General features: G+C 62.9%; 16 protein-coding genes, 2 pseudogenes and 1 riboswitch. Of the genes and pseudogenes, 3 read left to right on the forward strand and 15 right to left on the reverse strand.

Going from position 1 to position 20377, the window contains the following annotated elements; genetic code table 11:
• The 5 genes from ilvA to M3A49_RS35490 all read right to left on the reverse strand — a co-directional run.
• Window positions 1–1254: threonine ammonia-lyase, biosynthetic (gene ilvA, locus M3A49_RS35470; RefSeq protein ID WP_266233045.1), on the reverse strand; the 1254-nt coding region annotated here is incomplete at its 3' end.
• Between the two features lie 517 nt (window positions 1255–1771).
• On the reverse strand, window positions 1772–2806 hold the full coding sequence (locus M3A49_RS35475; RefSeq protein ID WP_266233046.1) for a ParB/RepB/Spo0J family partition protein: 1035 nt from the start codon (window positions 2804–2806) through the stop codon (window positions 1772–1774).
• Window positions 2796–3482, reverse strand: coding sequence for a ParA family partition ATPase (gene parA, locus M3A49_RS35480; protein WP_254358597.1), 687 nt, complete (start codon window positions 3480–3482; stop codon window positions 2796–2798). Before parA ends, M3A49_RS35475 begins: the two co-directional genes overlap by 11 nt.
• Window positions 3483–4453: 971 nt before the next feature.
• Window positions 4454–5827 carry a replication initiation protein gene (locus M3A49_RS35485; protein WP_266233047.1) on the reverse strand — a complete coding sequence of 458 codons (1374 nt, stop codon included), beginning with the start codon at window positions 5825–5827 and terminating at the stop codon, window positions 4454–4456.
• A 1514-nt stretch (window positions 5828–7341) separates the two neighbouring features.
• Window positions 7342–7656 carry a DUF4148 domain-containing protein gene (locus M3A49_RS35490; protein ID WP_266233048.1) on the reverse strand — a complete coding sequence of 105 codons (315 nt, stop codon included), beginning with the start codon at window positions 7654–7656 and terminating at the stop codon, window positions 7342–7344.
• 432 nt (window positions 7657–8088) lie between these two features.
• Here M3A49_RS35490 and M3A49_RS35495 point away from each other — a divergent pair, with 432 nt between their 5' ends.
• Window positions 8089–8664: an ATP-binding protein gene (locus tag M3A49_RS35495; RefSeq protein WP_266233049.1), complete on the forward strand. Its 576-nt coding sequence runs from the start codon at window positions 8089–8091 to the stop codon at window positions 8662–8664.
• Between the two features lie 102 nt (window positions 8665–8766).
• The gene (locus M3A49_RS35500) at window positions 8767–9417 is read left to right on the forward strand and encodes a winged helix-turn-helix domain-containing protein (protein ID WP_266233050.1); all 651 of its coding nucleotides are present in this window, start codon (window positions 8767–8769) and stop codon (window positions 9415–9417) included.
• 138 nt (window positions 9418–9555) lie between these two features.
• On the opposite strand, the gene M3A49_RS35505 is transcribed toward M3A49_RS35500, so the two are convergent.
• From M3A49_RS35505 to M3A49_RS35540, 8 genes and pseudogenes are all read right to left on the reverse strand, one after another.
• Entirely contained in the window at window positions 9556–9840 is a 285-nt protein-coding gene (locus M3A49_RS35505; RefSeq protein ID WP_254358317.1) for a DUF4148 domain-containing protein, read from the reverse strand.
• 216 nt (window positions 9841–10056) lie between these two features.
• Window positions 10057–10599 (reverse strand): annotated as a pseudogene (locus M3A49_RS35510) (TolC family protein); the annotation flags it as partial.
• Window positions 10599–11902, reverse strand: a pseudogene (locus tag M3A49_RS35515) (efflux RND transporter permease subunit); the annotation flags it as partial. The pseudogenes M3A49_RS35515 and M3A49_RS35510, both read right to left, overlap by 1 nt.
• A 198-nt stretch (window positions 11903–12100) precedes the next feature.
• Window positions 12101–12775, reverse strand: a complete 675-nt coding sequence (locus tag M3A49_RS35520) for a response regulator transcription factor (RefSeq protein WP_266233051.1) — start codon at window positions 12773–12775, stop codon at window positions 12101–12103.
• A gap of 40 nt (window positions 12776–12815) precedes the next feature.
• The gene (locus tag M3A49_RS35525; RefSeq protein WP_266233052.1) at window positions 12816–13748 is read right to left on the reverse strand and encodes a LysR family transcriptional regulator; all 933 of its coding nucleotides are present in this window, start codon (window positions 13746–13748) and stop codon (window positions 12816–12818) included.
• Between the two features lie 129 nt (window positions 13749–13877).
• On the reverse strand, window positions 13878–14267 hold the full coding sequence (locus tag M3A49_RS35530; RefSeq protein WP_266233053.1) for a hypothetical protein: 390 nt from the start codon (window positions 14265–14267) through the stop codon (window positions 13878–13880).
• A gap of 208 nt (window positions 14268–14475) precedes the next feature.
• The gene (locus M3A49_RS35535; protein WP_266233054.1) at window positions 14476–15915 is read right to left on the reverse strand and encodes an MFS transporter; all 1440 of its coding nucleotides are present in this window, start codon (window positions 15913–15915) and stop codon (window positions 14476–14478) included.
• A 45-nt stretch (window positions 15916–15960) separates the two neighbouring features.
• Window positions 15961–16563: a TetR/AcrR family transcriptional regulator gene (locus tag M3A49_RS35540; protein ID WP_266233055.1), complete on the reverse strand. Its 603-nt coding sequence runs from the start codon at window positions 16561–16563 to the stop codon at window positions 15961–15963.
• 164 nt (window positions 16564–16727) lie between these two features.
• On the opposite strand from M3A49_RS35540, the gene M3A49_RS35545 reads away from it, so the two are divergent.
• On the forward strand, window positions 16728–17819 hold the full coding sequence (locus M3A49_RS35545; RefSeq protein ID WP_266233056.1) for an HPP family protein: 1092 nt from the start codon (window positions 16728–16730) through the stop codon (window positions 17817–17819).
• Window positions 17820–17837: 18 nt separating this feature from the next.
• On the opposite strand, the gene M3A49_RS35550 is transcribed toward M3A49_RS35545, so the two are convergent.
• Both M3A49_RS35550 and M3A49_RS35555 read right to left on the reverse strand, forming a co-directional pair.
• Window positions 17838–18836 carry a sodium:calcium antiporter gene (locus tag M3A49_RS35550; protein ID WP_266233057.1) on the reverse strand — a complete coding sequence of 333 codons (999 nt, stop codon included), beginning with the start codon at window positions 18834–18836 and terminating at the stop codon, window positions 17838–17840.
• 177 nt (window positions 18837–19013) lie between these two features.
• Window positions 19014–19117: riboswitch (yybP-ykoY riboswitch) on the reverse strand.
• 72 nt (window positions 19118–19189) lie between these two features.
• Window positions 19190–20359 carry a porin gene (locus M3A49_RS35555; protein ID WP_266233058.1) on the reverse strand — a complete coding sequence of 390 codons (1170 nt, stop codon included), beginning with the start codon at window positions 20357–20359 and terminating at the stop codon, window positions 19190–19192.
• Between the last annotated feature and the right edge of the window lie 18 nt (window positions 20360–20377).

The raw sequence follows: 20377 nt of genomic DNA on the forward strand, positions 1-20377 counted from the left end.
GGTCTTCGCGATCTGCTGCGACTCGCCGCGGTTGCGGATCTGCACGCCCACGAAGATGTGCGCGCGCTCGGCGTCGTCGATGCGGTAGTTGAACTCGGTCACGCTGCGCGTGCCGACCAGCTCGCAGAAGCGCTTGAAGCTGCCGCGCTCCTCGGGGATCGTCACCGCGAACACCGCTTCGCGCGCCTCGCCCACCTCGGCGCGCTCGGCCACGAAGCGCATGCGGTCGAAGTTCATGTTCGCGCCCGAGGTGATCGCCACCAGCGTCTGGCCTTCGATGCCCTCGCGCTCCGCGTACTGCTTCGCGCCCGCCACGGCCAGTGCGCCTGCGGGTTCGAGCACGCTGCGCGTGTCCTGGAAGACGTCCTTGATCGCGGCGCACAGCGCGTCGGAATCGACGGTGAGCACTTCGTCGAGATAGTGCTGGCACAGGCGGAAGGTTTCCTCGCCCACGAGCTTCACGGCCGTGCCGTCCGAGAACAGGCCGACTTCGGCGAGTTCCACGCGCTGGCCCGCCTGGATTGACTGCGCCATCGCGCAGGAATCATCGGTCTGCACGCCGATCACCTTGATCTCGGGGCGCACGGCCTTTACGTACGCCGCCACACCCGCAGCCAGCCCGCCGCCGCCGATCGGCACGAAGATCGCGTGAATCGGGGCCTGATGCTGGCTCAGCACTTCCATCGCGACGGTGCCCTGGCCGGCGATCACGTAGGGATCGTCGAACGGGTGCACGAAGGTCAGGCCGCGTTCTTCCTGCAAGCGCACGGCGTGGGCGTAGGCGTCGCTGTACGACTCGCCGGCCTGCACGACCTCGACGGTCGCGCCGCCGTGGGCGCGCACGGCATCGACCTTCACCTGCGGGGTGGTCACCGGCACGCAGATCACGGCCTTCACGCCGAGCTTCGCCGCCGAAAGCGCCACGCCCTGCGCGTGATTGCCCGCCGAGGCGGTGATCACGCCGCGCTCGAGTTGCGCAGGCGAGAGATGCGCCATCTTGTTGTACGCGCCGCGCAGCTTGAAGGAGAACACCGGCTGGTTGTCCTCGCGCTTGAGGAACACGGCGTTGCGCAGGCGCGCCGAGAGGTTCGGGGCGCGCTCGAGTTCGGTCTCGCGGGCGGCGTCGTACACCCGTGCCGTGAGAATCTTCCGGAGATAGTCGTTTTCGTCGCGTCGAGACTGAGCGGAATCAGTGGCTTCGGCGACTTCGGTGGCTTCGTTTGCTTCGGTGGGGCGGCTTTGATGCACCTGCATGACGGCTCCTGTACTCACTTTCGTTTTGGCCAGGAGGCGGAAACAAAAAACCCGCCTCTTGGGGCGGGTTGTTGTCACTGCTGCCAGACGTACGCTAACCCACCATTCGTTGAATGGTGCTAATAATCAGCGCAATCGTGAAAAGGCGGCAGTTCATCTCACAAAGCATGACCTAGGGGGCGGGCGTTGTCAATTGCTCACAGCCTTGTTGCTTGTAATGCATTACAAACTACGTATTATTTGCTACGTTTTTCGCTTGTCGTGGATATCTCCATGGCTCGCAATGCAAAAAACGCAATTTAACTCTGCCTCAACTAACATGTTTCGTGAAACATTCTAGAAAATTGGATCTAACCCATTGAATCTAAATGATTATGCCTGATCCGGTATTTTTTCTCGGCTGTTTCACGGATTCGACCCCGGCGGTGGCTCGCGTACGGCTCACATCGCCACTACAACAAAAAAAGGGCGTCTGACGACGCCCTCCCCTGCTGAGGTTGGCCGATGCTCGCGACCCTCAGGTCGTCGTCCCGGTCGTATCCATTTCCGAAGCCCACTGCTCGATGACCGCCTTGACGCGCTCGGCCAGACGTTGCTGATCCGAAGGCGCGATGCCCTTGAGGCTCAACTCCGCGCGCCCGTCGCCGAACAGCTTCAGTTCGCCCAGTGCGACGCCGTCCGGTCGGTTGAACTGGACGCGGGACTGATAGTGCGTCCGGCGCGGCCCGACGCTGCGCGCGCCCGCTTCAGCCGAGGCCGCCGCCTCGAGCTTGCGCACACTCGCCTTCCCATCGATCACCTGCTGAAGCCAATGCTCGGCGACCGTTGCGCCCGCCCGGTCGAAGATCAGCTTGATGTTGTAGGCATGTCCGAGTCCGACATCCTTGCGATTCTGCGCCATCCTCTGCAGCAGATAAGGCGGCAGCGACGTGAGCGCAATCACCTTGCTGATGTGCTTCGGATCTTCGCCGACGGCCACGCCCAACTCGACCTGGTCCACGTAGACGCGATCGTCGAGCAGTTTCTTCCACGCGAGCGCATCGTCGAATACCGTCTGTTCCTCGCGTTCCTTGTTGGCGTGATAGGCGCGCAGGTACAGGTTCTGGTTATCGAGACCCTCGCGGACATCGGCGTCGATGAATTTATCGCCGCGCGAACGCGCAGCGCGAATACGCCGCTCGCCGTCGACGATCACATATTGGCCGGGAAACGCCGCGAGTTTCGTGACCAGGATCGGCGTGATCTGCCCTTGCGTCGCAAAGCTTTCGGCCAGCTCGTCGATCGTCTCGGCGCTGTAGAACGCGCGCGGGTTGTACGGATTGGAGACGACATCTTCGACCGAAATCTTCCGGACCGCATGCAGCGAAAGCGGTGCCTCGATGACTTCGGCAGGCTGAGCCGCCGGCGTGTCTGTGTCTACGGCGTTGGGTGCGCCCGCGTCGCGCTGCGCGATATTGACGACATCGGCTTCGGCGAGACGCTCGCCAGCCGAAACGCGCTCGGCAGCCATGCCCGCGCGGACCTTGCTGGTGAAATTCAGCTTAGCGGCCATCGACCACCTCTTCTTCTTCCTGAACCAGCGCGATGATCTCGTTGTAGACGGCGCTGATCTCGTCCTTCGCGACTTTCGCCCCGCGCACGCCGCGCACATCGAAGACGGTGCGGCCGAGCGCTGCCGTCTGCCGATAGAGTTCGCGCTGTTTGATGGTTGCCGCAAATACGCGGACATTGCTCTCGGCGAGGATGGCGCTCATCTGCGTGTGCAGCAGCGTCTTCGAATTAGATTTATTCAGCAAAATTGCGAATTTTCCGGCCGGATTGGCAACGCGGGTTCGCTCGACCAACTCCATCATCCCTTCGCTACTCCAGATGTCGATCGGCGACGCATCTGTCGGAATGACGGTGGCGTCGGCTACGGCAAGCACTCGCGCGGTAGTCAGGTCGTTGATATTGGGCGGGCAGTCGACAATAACGACGTCGTAGTCGTTTGCCAGCGCGGCGATCTCCGGCCCAATCATCTTCTCCAGCTTGTGAATGCTGCCGACGCGGAACGGCAGGGGCGTTTCGGGACCGGCCGCTGCACACCAACTCATGCAAGATTGCTGACCATCGGCATCGGCGACATAGACCTTATAGCCTTCAGCCTGAAATGCCCCAGCCAAATTCATGCTGGTGGTGGTTTTGCCAACCCCACCTTTTTGGTTCGCTACGGCTATCACGAGACCCATTCGTTTCTCCATGCAATTGTTCAACAGCGGACGAGCCTTCCAGGCGCACTCTCCACGTGGAGACTCCAGCAAGTCATTCGAGAGTCTAATGGCAACTTAAAGTAAATTCTAGGATTTCTGTCTCAGACGTTGTCAGTTCACAACCAATTGGCCGAACGGATAAGGATTGGACCCAACACAGAAGGTTGGCGAACGGGCGCAATGACTGGATTGCGATGTTTCAACGACCGTGGAAAACCGATCTCCACGTGGAGATCGCAGAATTGAAGATGTGGGCTCGCCTGCTCGCAGGTCGATGAGACGCAGTATCTTTGCACAGCCGTGTAATGCGCTTGTGACGATGGGAGAAGGATCGAGTTAGGCGAAAGCACTGGAGCAGTATGCCGCTGCCGAGGGCGTTGAGGAGCCTCGAGCAAATCTCCACGTGGAGATTCATCGACTTGACCTTGAGCAGTCTAGTGCAGTGAGCGAGATGGGGATGAACTAGAAACGATTCGGCCTGTGTGTGCAACTATTGAATCTCCACGTGGAGATTCATCAACCCACATTCGGGATGGTTACTGATGCGTGAGCAGGTGCTATCCAGGATGGCAGGATGGGTTGTGACAGCAAGCGGGTACTGACCATCACCGGCATGTCGCCGAACGCGCACATTCTTGATCGCTTGAAGCAGTGACTCTCCACGTGGCGATCAACGCGAACAGCACGAACTAACCAAGCGGCATCAGCAGTCGCAGCAAGCCGAGACAAAGCACAAACATCACTCCGCAGCACTCAGGCAGTCGAACCCTGGCGCACCACGAAACAAACCAGCTCCTCTAACGCGCAGAAACTCCGAAATATATATTTAGCTCCGATTTCTACGTTGTCATATTTAGCCAATTATTCTTGCTCGCGACCCGCGTGTACTCACAGCGAATCGCGCAAAAAAAACGGCGGCCAAAGCCGCCGTCCTGTTTCTTCGATAACCTTCACTCGTCCCGCGCTTTCAACGCAAAATCGATTTCCGCCGCCTGCAGGCCTTCGCCCCCAGCCGGCGCCTGTTGTCCGCTCAGCAGGAATTCAAGCAGGTCGGCAGCCGTCGGTTGGCCCCAGGTGTCCAGCACCACCCAACGGAAGAAGTTCGTCGATGCCATCTTGCTTGGCACCTTCGCCGTCGAGACCTTGAGCTTGTCCATGCCGACCGTCTCGTTGTAGCGCTTGATCAGCGCAGTCTGGTCGTCGTACTCGAGCTCATTGAAGTAGGCGCGCGCCTCGTTGATCTTCGCGGCGATATAGCGGTCCTTCACCTGATCCTGACTTTCGCGCGCGCGGCCAGCGTCTGCGGCGGGCGCGGCGGCATTCGCACCGGGTAACTCGTAGCCCTCCGTCAGCGCCTTGCGGAAATACGCCGCAACGTTGGCGAGCGGCGCTGCGTTTTTCTGCGCCACCCGCGCTGCGGTATAGGCCACCGCCGTGCGAATCTTCTCCTCGCCGTACTGCTTGAGCAGGCGCCGCGCCTCGGAAACCGGGATGCTGAACTTCGACATCTCGCCGATCAGCAGCGTTTCGTTTACACGCAGTTCCTGGGACGGATTGGTCTCCGGCTTGCGGGTCACACGGAACTGCAGGGCGACGACCGAGCGTCCCACCTTGTGCTCGATGAGCTCGAACATGTGATCCGAAATCTCGTTGACTTCCTTGATGCAGGGCACCAGTACACGGCTCTTGAACTGCTTGTAGAGCTTGTACGATTGCGCCGAAGTATCCTGCCCAAGGATCAGGTCGCGCAGCGTCGCGAGCGGAAAGCGCGCCGTCACACCCACGGCCTCGTAACGAACGACGTTCTCCCACAGCGCGAGCGAATGCGCCTTCCTGAACTGACGCGTGATGCGCATGTCGATCATCGCGTAGATTTCAGGATTAAGCAGTTCACCGCGAATCTGCTCGGAGAAGGTGTAGCGCAATACCGATCGCTCGAGTTCGGCGCCGGCAAGCAAACCGGACGCCTTCCAGATGCTGCGCTTGTCCTGTGTGAGGTAGTCCCAGTTGACGACCGTGCTGATCAGCGAGTTGATCGTTTCCTTGACGTATTCGGTGTTGTTACTGTTCAGATCGACGTCCTGGGAGAGGGCGGAGATCGTGATCTCGAACGACGAGCGGCCGCGGTCGAGGGAATCCTGGCGAATGGCGTTCTTGATCAACGAGCTGAACATCTTGCGCTGCTGCAGGCTGATCGATCCGGACTTCGGTGCGATATGAATCGCCGGAACGGCCTTGCGGAACAGATCAGGCGGCTGGCCTTGCTGGAATACGAGTGCACCTTGTTTGTCGGCGTCGCCGGCTTCGGCCTTTTTTCTTGCCATATGACCCACGTTGAAAGGGAACCTGTTCGGTTGGTAACTGTATACCAGCCGAACAGGTGACTCAAGGCCGCAAACGCAATCGTGACGCGGCACGACACCCAAGGGCGCAGAGCATTGACAGCCGGAGATTCTCCGCCATGGTGGGCACCGGGAACCCCTCTGGGCCGTGCAGAGCAGACCCCGCACATGAACCCATAATTGGTGACCTTTGTATCGCCGTGCCCCGAAAACCATCCCATAGCTAGCGACCTTTAGGCAGAATGTGAGTACTCACTCTGCGAATTTAGCCTCGATAGGTAGCCGTCCATGGGATCTTTCGTGTGGCTATCAGGGTTGTCGCCCGGATCTGGTCGCCCATGCATCGGCACGCTCATTAGGCCCATAAATGGTGACCTGAACTGGCTCCCACAAATGGCTACCCATACGGCGGCAAAATACGGCGCCGAAGGTCTGCGAATCAGCACTAGCTCCCATAACAGGTGACCCATACCGGATCCCATAGGCTGTTACCTTTGTCCAGCCAGCTTCTCCGCATGGAAGGATTCATGCGGGGGAGCCGATTCGGTGGTCGCTGACGCCGGAATTCCTCTCTCGACAAGTCACCATATCTGGTTACCCAAGCAGATTCCCAAATACGGTTACCTGAATTCAGGCGCGCAGGCCTCTTGAATGCCATCAGGAGAGGCATCCTGGCCCATAAGCGGCGACCTTCGCTGGCTCCCATAAACGGAGACCTGAAGGCAAAACCGCTCCTATTCCCATAGTGGGCAACCTTCTCCCCATATCCACAACCCGTAAACCCCATGCCCGGCTACCGAAGTCCCATATCCACAACCCGAAACTCCCATACCCGGGACCGCAAATCCCATAACGCGCCACCAAATCGGCCGCAAAGCCTTGCCTGGTAAGGGTTTGCGGCGCCTAAAGGTTTACTAAAGTTGTTAAAGCGTAAAAGGTAAACACTGAAACACGCGTTCGATGAGAAAGACGTCTCCCAAAACCGGGGACCTTATCGCATGTGAGTGGTCACCAACCTCCGTGGCCCCATTCCTGGTTACCTAGCCCGTCTACCAACGCTTTGCGGGCACCATAGATCATGACCTAAGCCCCCTCTTCTTGAGAATCAACATTTAGATACCGAACCAGGTCATTGATTTACTGGGAAAAACACCCGGAAGGTCTCCGGCTATGGTGTTGGTCTTCGTCTAAAGGTAACTGTCTATGGGATCGGCTGCATCACGACGAAACCCATTGGAACGCGACCGCAAAGCGCTCAGCCTGCCCTGGGCACCCGCTCAATCCAGGTCACGGAGACGCGCGACCTGGAGAACGCCCATGTGGACCAACCGTTCTTCCCATTTCCGGTTACCCAACTCAGGTCACCAAATATGGGACCCGCTGAAGGTCCACCTTGGCCACGACCCAAAGCGATCACGAAAGCCTGGCGGCAGCGGGACAAGGTGCACTGCACAAAGTCCATTGGTGACCTACGGGCCGCCGAGCGCGCCCCGATCTCAGTCCGAATTCGCGGGAAAGGTCACCGCGGCCGCGGTGTGCTGCGGCAGACAATCACTGCGATATACGTCCGCGAGACGCTGCTGGGCGGCTTCGATATCGGTGGGATAGTTGTTGTCGTCCGAGTTCGGTTCGTAGCCCACCGCCTCGAGTTCCGTGACTTCCCGTATCAGATCGGCATGCGTGACCTCGCGGGCCGGTTTGACGAACGGGTAGCTGTGACATTCCTGCTGCGTCAGATGCGGCGCGGCGACCGCGCTTACGCTCACCGCTCCCACAAACGGCACCCATACGAACTTCAGCCATGACTTCATGATGCATCCTCCTTTTGATGAACCCGCAACGAAATGACAAAGCGCAAACGCGCGAAAAAGCGGATTCGAGGATAAGGAGGTGCCGACGCTGGAACCGGCTCAGCCGAATGAAAGAAGGTTCATCTGCCCCGCGCGCGCTCGAGACGAGACCTCGTGTCCGCACGAATTGACAAAATGACAGGTGCGCGTCACGCGCCAGTAAGAAGATGACGCGCTCTTCATTGCCGTGATGCCGTTGGGTCGAGGGCGCGCCCCTATGATGGCCAGGCACGAGCGCATCCGCGCTCGTGGGTTCGCCAGTGAGTCGTCGAGCCGACCATTCATTGCCATCGGGGTAGCCATGTCAGTCTGCGAGAAAGCACCGTGCTCACGATGCACGACCGCGCGTGTGCCGGCCTTGCACGACGCCGGGCCCCGCATTCGAGGCGCGCGATGAACCTGCCTGCCTGGGTGGCGCTCGGGCGTGGCCTGTTCGTTCCGGCGTCGTCGCGGGCGGCGCCGGACGTGTGGGACATTGGCCGCGACCACTGGCAGACGACCACGGTCCGCTGGTTCACCGCTTACGCAGCGATCTTTTCGCTCGCGTTCATGGCGCTGCTCGGCGAATGGCGCATCACGGCCGAGCCCGTCGCCGAGATTCACGGCGACCGCGCGCTGCTGTTCGAGGCATTCAACAATCTCATCGACAACGCCATCAAGTTCGCGCCGCAAGGCGGCGTGGTGAGCGAGACGCTGTGCTCGACGCCGCTCGGCCCCTTGCTCGAGGTGGCGCACAACGGTCCCGGCATCGCGCCTGGTGAGCGCGCGGCGGTCCTGCAGCGCTTCGATCGCGGCGAGGCGGTGCGTCATATCGCCGGCTCGGGCCAGGGGTTTTGCATCGTGGCCGCCGTGATGCGCGTCCACGATTTCACGCTGCGCATCGACGACGCACGCGAACTGGCGGGCGAGAAGCCAGGCGGCCCGGGTACGCGCATGAGCGTGGAATGCTGGCCGCGCTCGCTCGCCTGACATCTCCCGTCCAGCAGTCGGGCACTCGCAGTCAAGCGCATACTACTCATCTCCCCGAATCACGCCGAAGGCGCCTGGCTCCAGAAGGCCCTGCTCGAAAACGTGCATAGCCTGCAGCGCGCGGAAGACCTGCGCGACGGTCTTTTCGTCGCTGGAGAGGAGCCATTCGATGCGGTGATCGCGATGGCGCTAGACGGCGCGCTGCTGCCTGCGCTGCACGGCATCCTTCCCGGGCTCTCCAGGATCACGGCTGGCGCGACGATCATCGCCGTGCTCGGCATCGTAGCGAGCGCTCGAAGGTGCTGCGCGCGGGCGCCGACGCGTGCTTTCGCTACCCGTTCTCGTTCATCGAAATGCACGAGCGCATGCACGCGCTATGGCGCACCACGGCGGCGTGCGGCGGCGGCGTGCAGGGGTGGACAGCCCGCGCCGGCCGCAAGCGGGCCACAGCCCGTCCAGAACGCGCCACAGCTCGATGCGGGTACGCGCGAGATCGTGGAGGGCGCGCACCGCGCGGAACTCACGCGCCGCGAGTACCTGCTCGTCGAATGCCTCATGCGTCAAATCAACTTGCCCGTGCCGCGCGACCAGATGATCCGCTACGCGTGGCCCGAGAAGGACGACATCGACGCCTCGACCGTCAACCTCGTCGTTTCGCGGCTGCGGCGCAGGCTCGCGCGCGAGGGCATCGATGTGCGCATCGACACCATCAACCGCTACGGCTATCAACTGACCTTGCCGACGTTCGACTGATGCGAGCGCTGAGGTAACCGTTTGTGGGAACCGGTTACCTATCCGGGCGCGGACGCATGGGTTTGTTAACATCAAAAAGCAAACGGCACGCTGAGAGCGTGCCGTTCACCCGTGCCTGAAAAGCCCCGCCTGTCGTGCTCAGTGCGCGTAGAGCGTGGAGTTCAGGTACGCAAGCTGACCATCCTGCGCCGCCTGCACGAGTTCGTGATACACCTCGGCGCGCGTCTTTTCATGGACCGCCTGCCCATAAGGCGGTACCCATCCGCCGGGCGCAACCGTGGGGGCCGTGTCGTTCGCCGCAATCTGGGTGGCTGCCGCGGGCTGGCTGGCCTGCGTGCCGGCCGTCGGTGCCGGGGTTTGTGCAAAAGCGGACGTGGCGGTGACGACACCGGCAAGCGCAGCGATGATCATGAGAGCCTTCATGTGACTATTCCTCCAGGAGTGAGATCGGCTAGCCGGTCAGCGAATGCGATAAATCGCATCCCGGTGTGAGTAGAATAGTTAGGTCACCCTATCGAACCCGATGCAGCTCCATGAAGAAATGTTTATCGGCGCGAGAGGATTCGGTGAAAATAAAAACCCCGCGCAGAGGCGGGGTTCGGGTGGCGATCAATGCGGCTGGCGCCGCTTCAGGGGCGTTCAGGAAGCCACCTTGTCCTCAAGCAGATCCTGCGTGCTCCAGCCGCCGCCTATCGCCTGTATGAGGCCCACGGTGGCATCGAGGCGCCGTGTGTCCAGTTCCAGCGAGGCAATCTGCGTGGAAAGCTCGGTCGTCTGCGCCGTCACGACGTCGAGGTAGCTCACCACGCCGTCGCGGTAGCGCGACATCGAAAGCGTGAGGGTGCGCTGCGCCGCCGTGAGCGCCTCGTCTTCTCGCTGTGCTTCGTCGCCGAGATGGTGCAGCAGCGCGAGGTTGCCTTCGACCTGCTGGAACGCGCCCAGCACCGTGGCCTTGTACTGCGCACCGTTCTCGGCGAGCTTCGCCTGCGCGCCGCGCACGACTGCCGCACGGCGCCCGCCGTCGAAGATCGTCATCATGAGCGTGGGGCCGATCGACCACATCTCGTTGGGCGCGACGATCCACGGCGAGAAGGTGTCGCTCTGGAAGCCGCCGTCGAGGCCGAGTGAAAGATCGGGAAAGAACGCGGCCGTCGCCACGCCGATTTGCGCGTTGGAGGCGGTGGCATGACGATTTGCGCCGCGCCGTCGAGGATCGCGCTGCGCGCGTCCTTGCCCTGCTCGAGGTGCCAGTTGATATTTTCGATCGTGACCGTGGCGTCGTCCACGAGTATGCCGACCGCGAGCGCGAGGCCGCCTAGCGTCATCACGTTAAGCGTTTCGCCGCACGCGGCGAGCCCTGCGATCGCGGCGAGCACGGCGAGCGGAATCGAGGCGGCGATGATGAGCGTCGAGCGCCAGCTACCGAGAAAGAGCAGGATCATCGCCGAAGTCAGCGCGGCCGCAATCAAGCCTTCGCGCGCCACGCCGCTGACCACGCCCTTCACGAACACCGAGTGGTCGGAGAGCGCCACGAGCTTGAGCCCCGGCGGCAACGACTGCTCGATGAGCGGCAGCTTCGCCTTCACGCCGGCGATGATGTCGAGTGTCGAAGCCGAGCCGTTCTTCGTGATGCTCATGAGCACGGCGCGGTGGCCGTCCACGCGCACGATGTTGCTTTGCGGCGGATAGCCGTCGCGCACGTGGGCCACGTCGCGCATATAGATCACCGTGCCATCCACGGTCTCGATGGGCAGCGCATTGAGCTGATCGATCGTGAGCGGACTGTTGTTCAGGCGTACGTTGTATTCGTAGCGGCCGATTTTCTGCGTGCCGGCGGGAATGATCCGGTTCTGCTGCGCGAGCGCGGTCGCCACGTCCTGCGCTGACAGCTTCTTCGCCTGCGCGCTTGTGGGTCGAGGTCGATCTGCACCTCGCGCACCTTGCCGCCGAAAGGCGTGGGAATGGCGACGCCCGCCACGGAAAGCAGTTGCGGGCGGATGAAGTTGGTCGCGTAGTCCGCGAGCTTCTGCTCGTCGAGCGTATTGCTCGTGAGCGCGAGTTGCAGCACCGGCACCGTGGACGCGTTGTAGTTGAGGATCTGCGGCGGCGTGGTGCCTGGCGGCATCTGCTTGAGCACCGTTTGCGAAACCGAGGTGACCTGCGCGGTGGCCGTGCGGATATCGACCGTCGGCTGGAAGAAGATGCTCACGACGCGGTAGCCGCGAAACGACTGCGACTCGATATGCGCCACGTCGTTGACGGTGGTGCCGAGCGTGCGCTCGTAATAGCTGACGATGCGGCCCGCCATGTCGTCGGGCTGCAGGCCCGCGTAGTTCCACACGACACTGATCACGGGAATGCGGATGTCGGGAAAGATATCGGTAGGCGTGCGTAACGCCGCGAGCGGGCCCGCGATCAGGATCAGGAGGGCCAGCGCGATGAACGTGTACGGACGGTTCAAGGCTAGCCGGACGATTTTCAGCATCAGATGGGGCTCCGTTCAGGACATCGGCGCCAAGCTGCGCGCCACGCGTGGGTGCAGCCGACGCCGGTATTGTGTCGGGTGCGTCCTAACACGCGGGAGCCAGGCAAATGAAAGAAGATTTAGCCGCGCGCTGGTTTCGTGAGTCTTGAAGGATTCCGAAATGAAACGCAGCAGAGAGCGCGGCGGAAATTTAGTGCGTCAACCGAGCAGATAACCCGAGCCGCGTATCGTGCGGATGAGCGAGGGTTGACCGGGTGTGTCCACGCGGTTGCGCAGGCGTCCGACGTGAACGTCCACGAGATTGGTGCCGGGGTCGAAGCGGCCGCCCCACACGCCTTCGAAGATCATGGTGCGCGTGAGCACCTGGCCCGCATGGCGCGTCATGAATTTGAGCACGCGCAACTCGGTGGGACGCAGGCGCAGCACCTTGTCGCGGCAACTGAGGCGGCGCTTGACGAGATCGAGTTCGAGCGGGCCCACGCGAAGCATGGTTTCCGTCGCGGCAGGGCGCGTGCGTCGGCGCACTAGCGCTTCGACACGGGCGGACATCTCGTCGATCGAAAACGGCCGTGTGAGGTAGTCGTCGCAGCCGGCCCGCAGGCCCTGGATGCGTTCCTCCACGCCGGTGGTCGAACTCATCACGATCACGGGCGTTTCGATCCCCACGCCACGCATCGTGGTGACGATCGTGAGACCGTGGAGGTCGGGCAGGCGCCGCTCGAGCGCGACGACGTCGTAGTCGCCCGCCATCACCATCGCAATGCCTTCGCGGCCCGAGCGGGCAACGTCGACGGTGAAGCCGGTCGAGGCGAGCGTGGGCACGACGCTGCGCTCGGTCACGGCGTCGTCTTCAATGGTTAGTATTCTGGGCATGGCTTTGCACGCGTGGTGACGAAAGGAACGGGAAGCCGCATCAGGCAACGGCGCGCAGCGGTGCCGGCGCGGACCGCGTCTGCGCTGCATTCGTGCGGAACTGCTCCACGGCGAAGTCGATGAAACTGCGGATCTTCATCGTGAGGCAATTGCGGCCGGAATAGACGATCGAGATGTGCTGCATGCCGCCGTTCACGTCGAACGCGTTGAGCACGGGCAGGAGCGCACCGCGCGCGAGGTCGTCGGCGACGAGAGGTAGCGGCAGCGCGATGCCCATGTCCGCGAGCGCGGCGGCGCGTACGGTTGCATAGCCGTTGGCCGTCATCGGGCCGTTCACGTTGATGCGCTGCACGCCCTCGGCGTTCGAGAACTCCCAGTGGCGCGGCGCATCGGAAACCGCGAGCAGGCCGTGCCCGGCCAGTTCGGCGGGATCGCGCGGCATGCCGTGGCGCGCGAGCCAGGCGGGCGTGGGCACGAGCATCTCCTTGATCGAGGTGAGCTTGCGGCTCACGAGCGAGGCATTCACGCTCTGGCGGTCGGTCGCGAAGCACACGTCGAAGCCGCCTTCGATCAGGTCGATGTGCGTGTCGTACGCCGTCACGTCGAATTCCACGCGCGGGTTGACCGCGCGATACGCGCCGAGCACCGCGGGCAGTCCCGAGCTTGCAAACACGGCGGGCGCGGCGATGCGCAGCACCCCGCTAGGGTCGCGCGTGGCGCGCACGAGTTCCGATTCGACTTCATCGAGCTTCTCGATCACGGCGCGACAGCCATCCAGATAGAGGCGTCCGGCTTCGGTGAGCGAAAGGCTGCGCGTGGAGCGGTTCAGGAGGCGCATGTTCAGATGCGCTTCGAGCATGCCGACGCTGCACGTGACGGCCGCGGCCGACATGCCGAGCTGTTTGCCGGCAAGATTGAAGCTGCTCAGATCGACGACGCGCGTAAAGACACGCATGGCTTGGAGCTGGTTCATGGGCGATAGTCCTGGGCAGACGCGCCGCCACGAGGGCGAGAGCGGGCAACGACGCTGCGCATGGCGGCGACGTTTCATCCACGCTACGTGCGTGGTCAGACGGGAAGAACGAGTAGGCTGGCAGCGCGCCTAGTTAGGCAGCGCCTGCGCATAGGCATGCGCGTCGCGCTGCGCAGCGGCTTCGTGTGCCGAGAGGGCGGCCTTGAGCCGATGCATGCTTTCGGTGGGAATGGCGAAACCCGCCCAACCGAGGCCGGTATGGCGCAGGAACACCACGGTGCCGTCGAATAGCGGGTTGCGTTCCGTGTACCAGCACGGATCGATCTCGAGCACGTATTGATGCGAGCGCAAAGGCTGCTCGGGTACGGCTGGCTGCATGAGCGCGCGCAGCTTGTTGAGTTCTTCGATCAGGCCATCCACATCGGGCGCGTCGAGCAGGGCGGCTTGACCGCTTACTTTCACGCACACCGCGTGCTGGCCGTATTCGTTGACGAGTTCGATCGACATCGGCTTTTGCATATTGCGTTCCTCGCAGTGCTGAAACTGGAAGGCATTATCGGTGCCCAATCGGAACGCATGCTTTAAGTTGCGGCGCACTCCAGATGAAAACAAATTTAGAAAGCGACGATTCGCTTTCCCGTCACGGCGGCATGGCGCGCAGGCCGTGTTAATAGCGCAACCCGACCGATGGCCATCGTTTCATGCAGTACGATGGGAGCGCTTAAACTTATACGTGCTGTTTGCGCAATTGCGGCACGTGATTATTGCGTCCGCCGGCGAGAAACGCTGCAATGAAAAGCAGAATGCCGATAATCGCAACGGTCGTCGCGAACGCGCGAGCCACTTGAGCGCTGCCCGAATCCGGCCCGGCGAGCGCGAAAAACAGGCCACCGAGCAGCGCCACGGCGAGCGCTGCACTCACCTGCAAAACCGAGCTGACGAGCCCGGCGGCAAGACCGGACCAGCGTCGATCGACACATTCGACGTTGCGCCTGACGAGTGCGGGCAGCGCCACGCCCTGGCCGAAGCCGATCAGAAAGAGCGACGCGCTCAGCGCATGAAGATGTTCGTCATGCACAAGCGTGGCAGTCCAAAGTAATCCGCAACCCTCGATTGCCATGCCGGCCGCCGCCGCACGATGCCCGAACTGGCGCGCGATCAGCGGATTGAGCAGCGGTCCGATCAGAAAGCCGACGCCCAGGGGCAGAATACGCAATCCGACTTCGAGCGGCGCGAGCCCGAGCGCACGCTGCACGTAGATCGCGAACATCATGAAGAACGGTGCGAGCGAATAGAAGAAGAGCGTGGCAACGAGCCCGCGCACGAGACCAGGGGCGGCGAAGATGACGGGCGGCACGAGCGCATCACGCCCGGCGTTCGCGACGCGCGCCTCGTAGCGCCAGAAGATCGCGAACAGGGGCGCGGCGGCTATGAGCAACACCCACGTCCAGCCGGGCCAGCCGCGCTCGCGACCTTCGATCAGCGGCACGACGAGCGCAGCCAGCGCTACGGCGAGCAGGACCATGCCGCCGGGATCGAGCTTCGCGGGGTGGTCCGAGCGGCTTTCACGCACGAGCCAGTATGCCGCGGGCGCGGCCGCCATTACAACAGGCAGGTTGATGAGAAAAATGCTGCGCCAGCCCAGTCCGAATACGTTAGCCGAAACGAGCACCCCTCCGAGCGCCTGGCCGGCGACGGCCGCGATCCCATAAGCCGTGCCAAAAAGGCTGAGCGCAAGCCCCTTCTGATGCGCCGGAAAGAGCGCGTGGATCGACGCCAGCGCCTGGGGCGCCATGATGGCCGCGGCGCCGCCCTGGAGGATGCGTCCCGTCACCAGCGCAGCGGGTGAACTCGCGAACCCGCAAACGGCCGAGGCTGCCGCGAACGCAAGGATGCCCACGAGAAAGATGCGCCGCCGCCCGTACAGGTCACCGAGCCGGCCGCCCGTAATGAGAAAGATCGCGTAGGTCGCCGCATAGGCCGAAATAACCAGCTGTGCGATGGCGGCGCTGGCATGCAGGTCGGCCTGCATGGAGGGTAGCGCTACGTTGACGATGAAGAAGTCGAGCGGCGGCAACAGCGTGCCCATCAGCAGCACCGTCAACGCCCACCAGGTGCGCGCGCCCGCTCGCGTGGGCGGCAATTCCACAGTCGAAAGGTTCGTCATGCGACCTCCATATGGAACCAGTCAGTTCCCAATTAACCAAAAAAACTAGCGGATGGCGCTCAGCGCGATTTCAGCAATTGCATCTATCGCGTCCTCGCCGGCGTTGGTCTTGCCTAGCACGCGCATGCCTTCGATCGTGCAGAGCAGGAAGCGCGCGAGATCATCGGCATTCTGGTCGGCGGCCAGTTCGCCCGCTGCCTGGCCACGCCGGATCGCGCCGGCGAGCAGTGCCTGCATGCGCGTGAACATGTCCGTCACGCGGGCTTTCACTTCGGCGTCGAAGGGCAGGCACTCGGTCGCGGCGGCTGTAACCGGGCAGCCCGCAAGCCCTTCGAGGCCGGCAGAAAGGCGCACGTAATGACGTAGCGCCTCGCGCAGCGCGGTGCGCGCCGAGGCGTGCCGCAGGTTGCGCGTGAGCCGCGCGATACCGCGCTCGGTATAGAAGTCGAGCGCCGCAAGAAAGAGCTGGTGCTTGTCGCCGAACGCCTTGTAGAGGCTGCCGCGCGAGAGCTGCGTGCCTTCGATCAGGTCAGGCAGCGACGTTGCGGCATAACCACGCGCGCGAAATACCTCGAGCGCGTTCTGCACGGCTTCCTGCTCGTCGAATTCGCGTGGACGGCCGGGGCCAGAACGGGTATCGGATTTCATGTCGTTATTCTAGACCAAACGATTCCGAATTGTCGGGGAAAATGCGTGCGGCGAATCCAAACATGCATACAGGATGAATTATATGTACGCACAGAAATATCAATTGTTGATATTTGACGCGCGTCGGTAATCTGGCCGACATACCGACCAGCAAGCCCCCGGATATGTCCCGCACCGCGATCATCGAATGGTTGACGAGTTTCGTGCCCAACCCGGCCGCGCCGCAATGGCAGGAGCGGGGGCGGCGTTGCGGCGGTGCGCTGATCGGCATCGCCTTCACGGGACTCGCCACTCACTTGATGTTCGGTGCCGCGGGCGATATCCCGCTGCTCGTGGCGCCCATGGGCGCTTCTGCTGTGCTGCTGTTCGGCGCGTCGGATAGCCCGCTTGCGCAGCCGTGGTCGATTCTTGGCGGCAACTTCATCTCTGCGCTGATGGGCGTGGTGTGCGCGCAATGGATCGCGTCGCCGGTCGCGGCGGCTTCCGTGGCGGTAGCGCTCGCGATCTGCGCGATGTTTCTGTGCCGCTGCGTGCATCCGCCTTCAGGCGCGGTCGCGTTGACCGCCGTGCTCGGCGGCCCCGCTGTTCATGCGCTCGGCTTTCACTTCGTGCTCGCGCCGATCGCGTTCCAGTCCGTTGCATTGCTCGGTGCGGCGCTCGCCTTCCACGCGCTGACCGGGCACCGCTATCCGCGCGCCGCGTTTCGTCCCACACCGGCGGCCGCTGCCGCGCCGCTTGCCGCGCTCTCGCAACATCTACTGGAGCCGCTGGATTTTCCGCAAAAATCGTTCGAACAACTAACTTGCGAGGAAGTCATGTCGATTGGCTGTCCCGCTGTGCCCGCGACAATGGGTGCGCGGGCGGCGCACGAGATGTTCCGCCGCCACGGTGCTTCGACGCTGCCCGTGGTCGACGCGATGGACCGCGTGGTCGGCGTCGTCACGCATCACGCGCTCGGCGACCTTGCGCCGGCGGCGGGCCTCAAGCGATTGTGGAACACGCTGCGCGGCGCGCTGCTGCGCGAGTCGGCGCGCGTGGAAGAAACGGTGGAAGCCGTGATGGCAGCCGGCGTGCACGCGGTCCATCGGGCCACGCCGCTCGCGCATCTGGTGCCGATCTTCATCGAGCATGCCTACCACGACATTCCGGTGATGGACGATGCGCGGCGGCTGGTCGGCGTGGTCAAGCATTCGGACATGATCCGCTGGCTCCATCACCACGCAGGCGCCGCGCAGGCCGCCGCAGCGGCAGCCTGAGCCAGGCGCCTGGCCGCGTCACACCACGAACAGCAACGCCGCGAACACCGCATACAGCCAGCCGACATGCGTGAGCTGACGGCTGCGCACCTTCGGCGCGCGAAACGCCCATTGCAGTATCAGGATGGCGACCATCGTCGTCACGGCCGCGAGAATCGCAGGCGTGCCGAGATGCCACGGCGTGAAGAAGAGGCCGAACGCCGTGGGAATGGTGGCCTGAATCATCATCGCGCCGCTGATGTTCGCCAGTGCCAGCCGCTCCTTGCCCTGGCGCACCCAGATGATCGCGTTCATGATCTCGGGCAGTTCGGTGGCGATCGGGCTGAACAACACGGCGGTCAACTGCGGGCTCAGGCCGAGCCATGGCCCCACGGCGCCGATCTGCTGCACGAACAGATGCGAGGCCGCGAAGATCACCGCGAGCGCGCCCAGCGTCTGCAGCACAATCCACACCATGGCCGGATTGTCGTCGTGCGGGCGCAGCTTCAGCGGCTCGAGATCGCCTTCCACCTCGCCGCCATCTTCGGCGGAAAGCTCCTTCCAGCAGTAGAACGCGTAGGCCGCGAGAAACGCGATCCCCAGTAACGGCTTGAAGCTGAACACCACGAGCCCGAGCGCGATCTTCGCGACGAAGATCGCGAGGAACCATAGCTGGTCGCGGCGCAGGCGGCGCGTATTCACGTCGACTGTGGCCGCGCGCTCGCGGCCCACGCGCTTCGCTGTCGCAAGCAACGCGAAGCCCACCACGGCATAGGCGATCGTGCTGAGCGCGAGCGGCCCGCCAATCGCGGCGCCTATGCCAATTTCCTTGTGCGCGGGATCGCCGCCGAATGCTACGGCAACGAGGGTAACCACGCTCTCGGGCAGCGCAGTGCCGAACGCGGCGAGGATCGTGCCGGTGGCGGTTTGCGTGACCTTGAGCTTGTGGCCGAGCCATTCGACGCTATTGACGAAGGTCTCGCAGGACAGGTAGATGATGCCAGCCGCGGCAATGAGCAAGGCGAACGTCAAGATCATGACGAACGCTCCGTGGCGCAAATGAAGAGGAGTTGCGGGGCGAGACGAGTCATTATCTTTGCCGTGATGTGCGAGCCGGGCACCGAAACCATGACGCTTCCCTTCGCCCGGCCCGGGTGAAAGGGAAAACGTCATAGGTCTCGTCAGGCCGCGCAATTGCAGCGATTCGCTGCAATGATCCGCAATACGGCTGCCGGCGCCATGGTGCAGGGGCACCAATTATGTTGACGGCGGCGCAACGCCAAAGCAGGCGTTGCAGACTACTCCCCTAAGACAGGGGGCGATTATAGCCGAAGTTCAAGGCGGCGAGCGATTTCCGGCGCGCTCGCCGCGCTCGCTTCACGCGAAGCGAATCAGAACTTGTGACGCAGCCCGACCATCACCATCGCCTGCTTGTCGTTGGTCGCATCGTTGCCGAAGTCGCCGAACGAGGCGACCGCGTTGACGAGCTCGCCCGTGTCCGCGTCGATCGTCTTGCCCGACGCCTTCTGGTAGCCCGCGAGCGCGTAGATATCGGTGCGCTTCGAGAGGAAGTAGTCGCCGCCCAGGCTGAACTGGTTGTAGCTCGCGTCCACGCCGTTGCCGTGACCCTTCGTGTAGTTGTAGCCGAAGCCCACGAGCGCGACCGGCGTGACCTGATAGTTGATGAAGGCCTGGCCCGTGTTGAACTTCGTGTTGCTGTTCGCGCCGTACGCGCTCTGATAGTTCGCGTACTCGACATTGCTGTACGCGAGGCCCGCCGTCACCGGCCCATACGTGTAGTCGCCGGCCGCGCGAATGATCTGCAGCGAATTTGCGGAGACGAAGCCGCCCGTAATGGCGGCGGAATCCACGTTGACGTCGGTGTTCGGATTCAGGCCGTCGAACGTCGCGGCCGTGCCGCCGTTGCTATTGGCCTTGAAATAGCCCGCGCCGAAGCCGAACGGGCCATGGTTGTACGCGGCCGCCACGGCCCACGTCTGGCCCGCGCCGGTGCTGCCCGGCTGGCCGCCGAACGCGTACATCGCGCTCATCTGCAGGCCGCCGAAGTTGGGGCTCGCATACTTGATCGAGTTGCTGGTGCGGTAGCTGTTGTCATAGTTGTCCATGTCGCCGGGCGTGGCGAACGCGGAGCCGAATGCGCCGTCGTTGGTGAGCGGCTGCAGGTCGATGAGCGGATCGTACTGGCGGCCGAGCGTGACGGTGCCCGCCGCGCTCGAATTCAGGCCAACCATGGCCGTGCGGCCGAACAGGCGGCCGCCCTGGCCCTGCTTGCCGTTGTCGACGTTGAAGCCGCTTTCGAGCTTGAAGATCGCCGAAAGGCCGTTGCCGAGGTCCTCGGTGCCACGCAGGCCCCAGAGGTTCGGCGACATGTTGCCGGACATCATCTGGAACGTACCGCCCGAGCCGTTCTTGCCTTGCTGGTTGCCGAACCAGGCAACTGAGGTGTCGAGCGAGCCGTAGAGCGTCACGCTGCTCTGCGCGTGAGCGATGGAGGCAAACGATGCCAGTGTGAAGGCGGCGGCGAGAGCGGTTCTTTTCATGGAAGGGTCTTCGTTGGT

The sequence above is a fragment of the Paraburkholderia sp. CNPSo 3076 genome, assembly GCF_026343935.1.
GTDB lineage: Bacteria > Pseudomonadota > Gammaproteobacteria > Burkholderiales > Burkholderiaceae > Paraburkholderia > Paraburkholderia nodosa.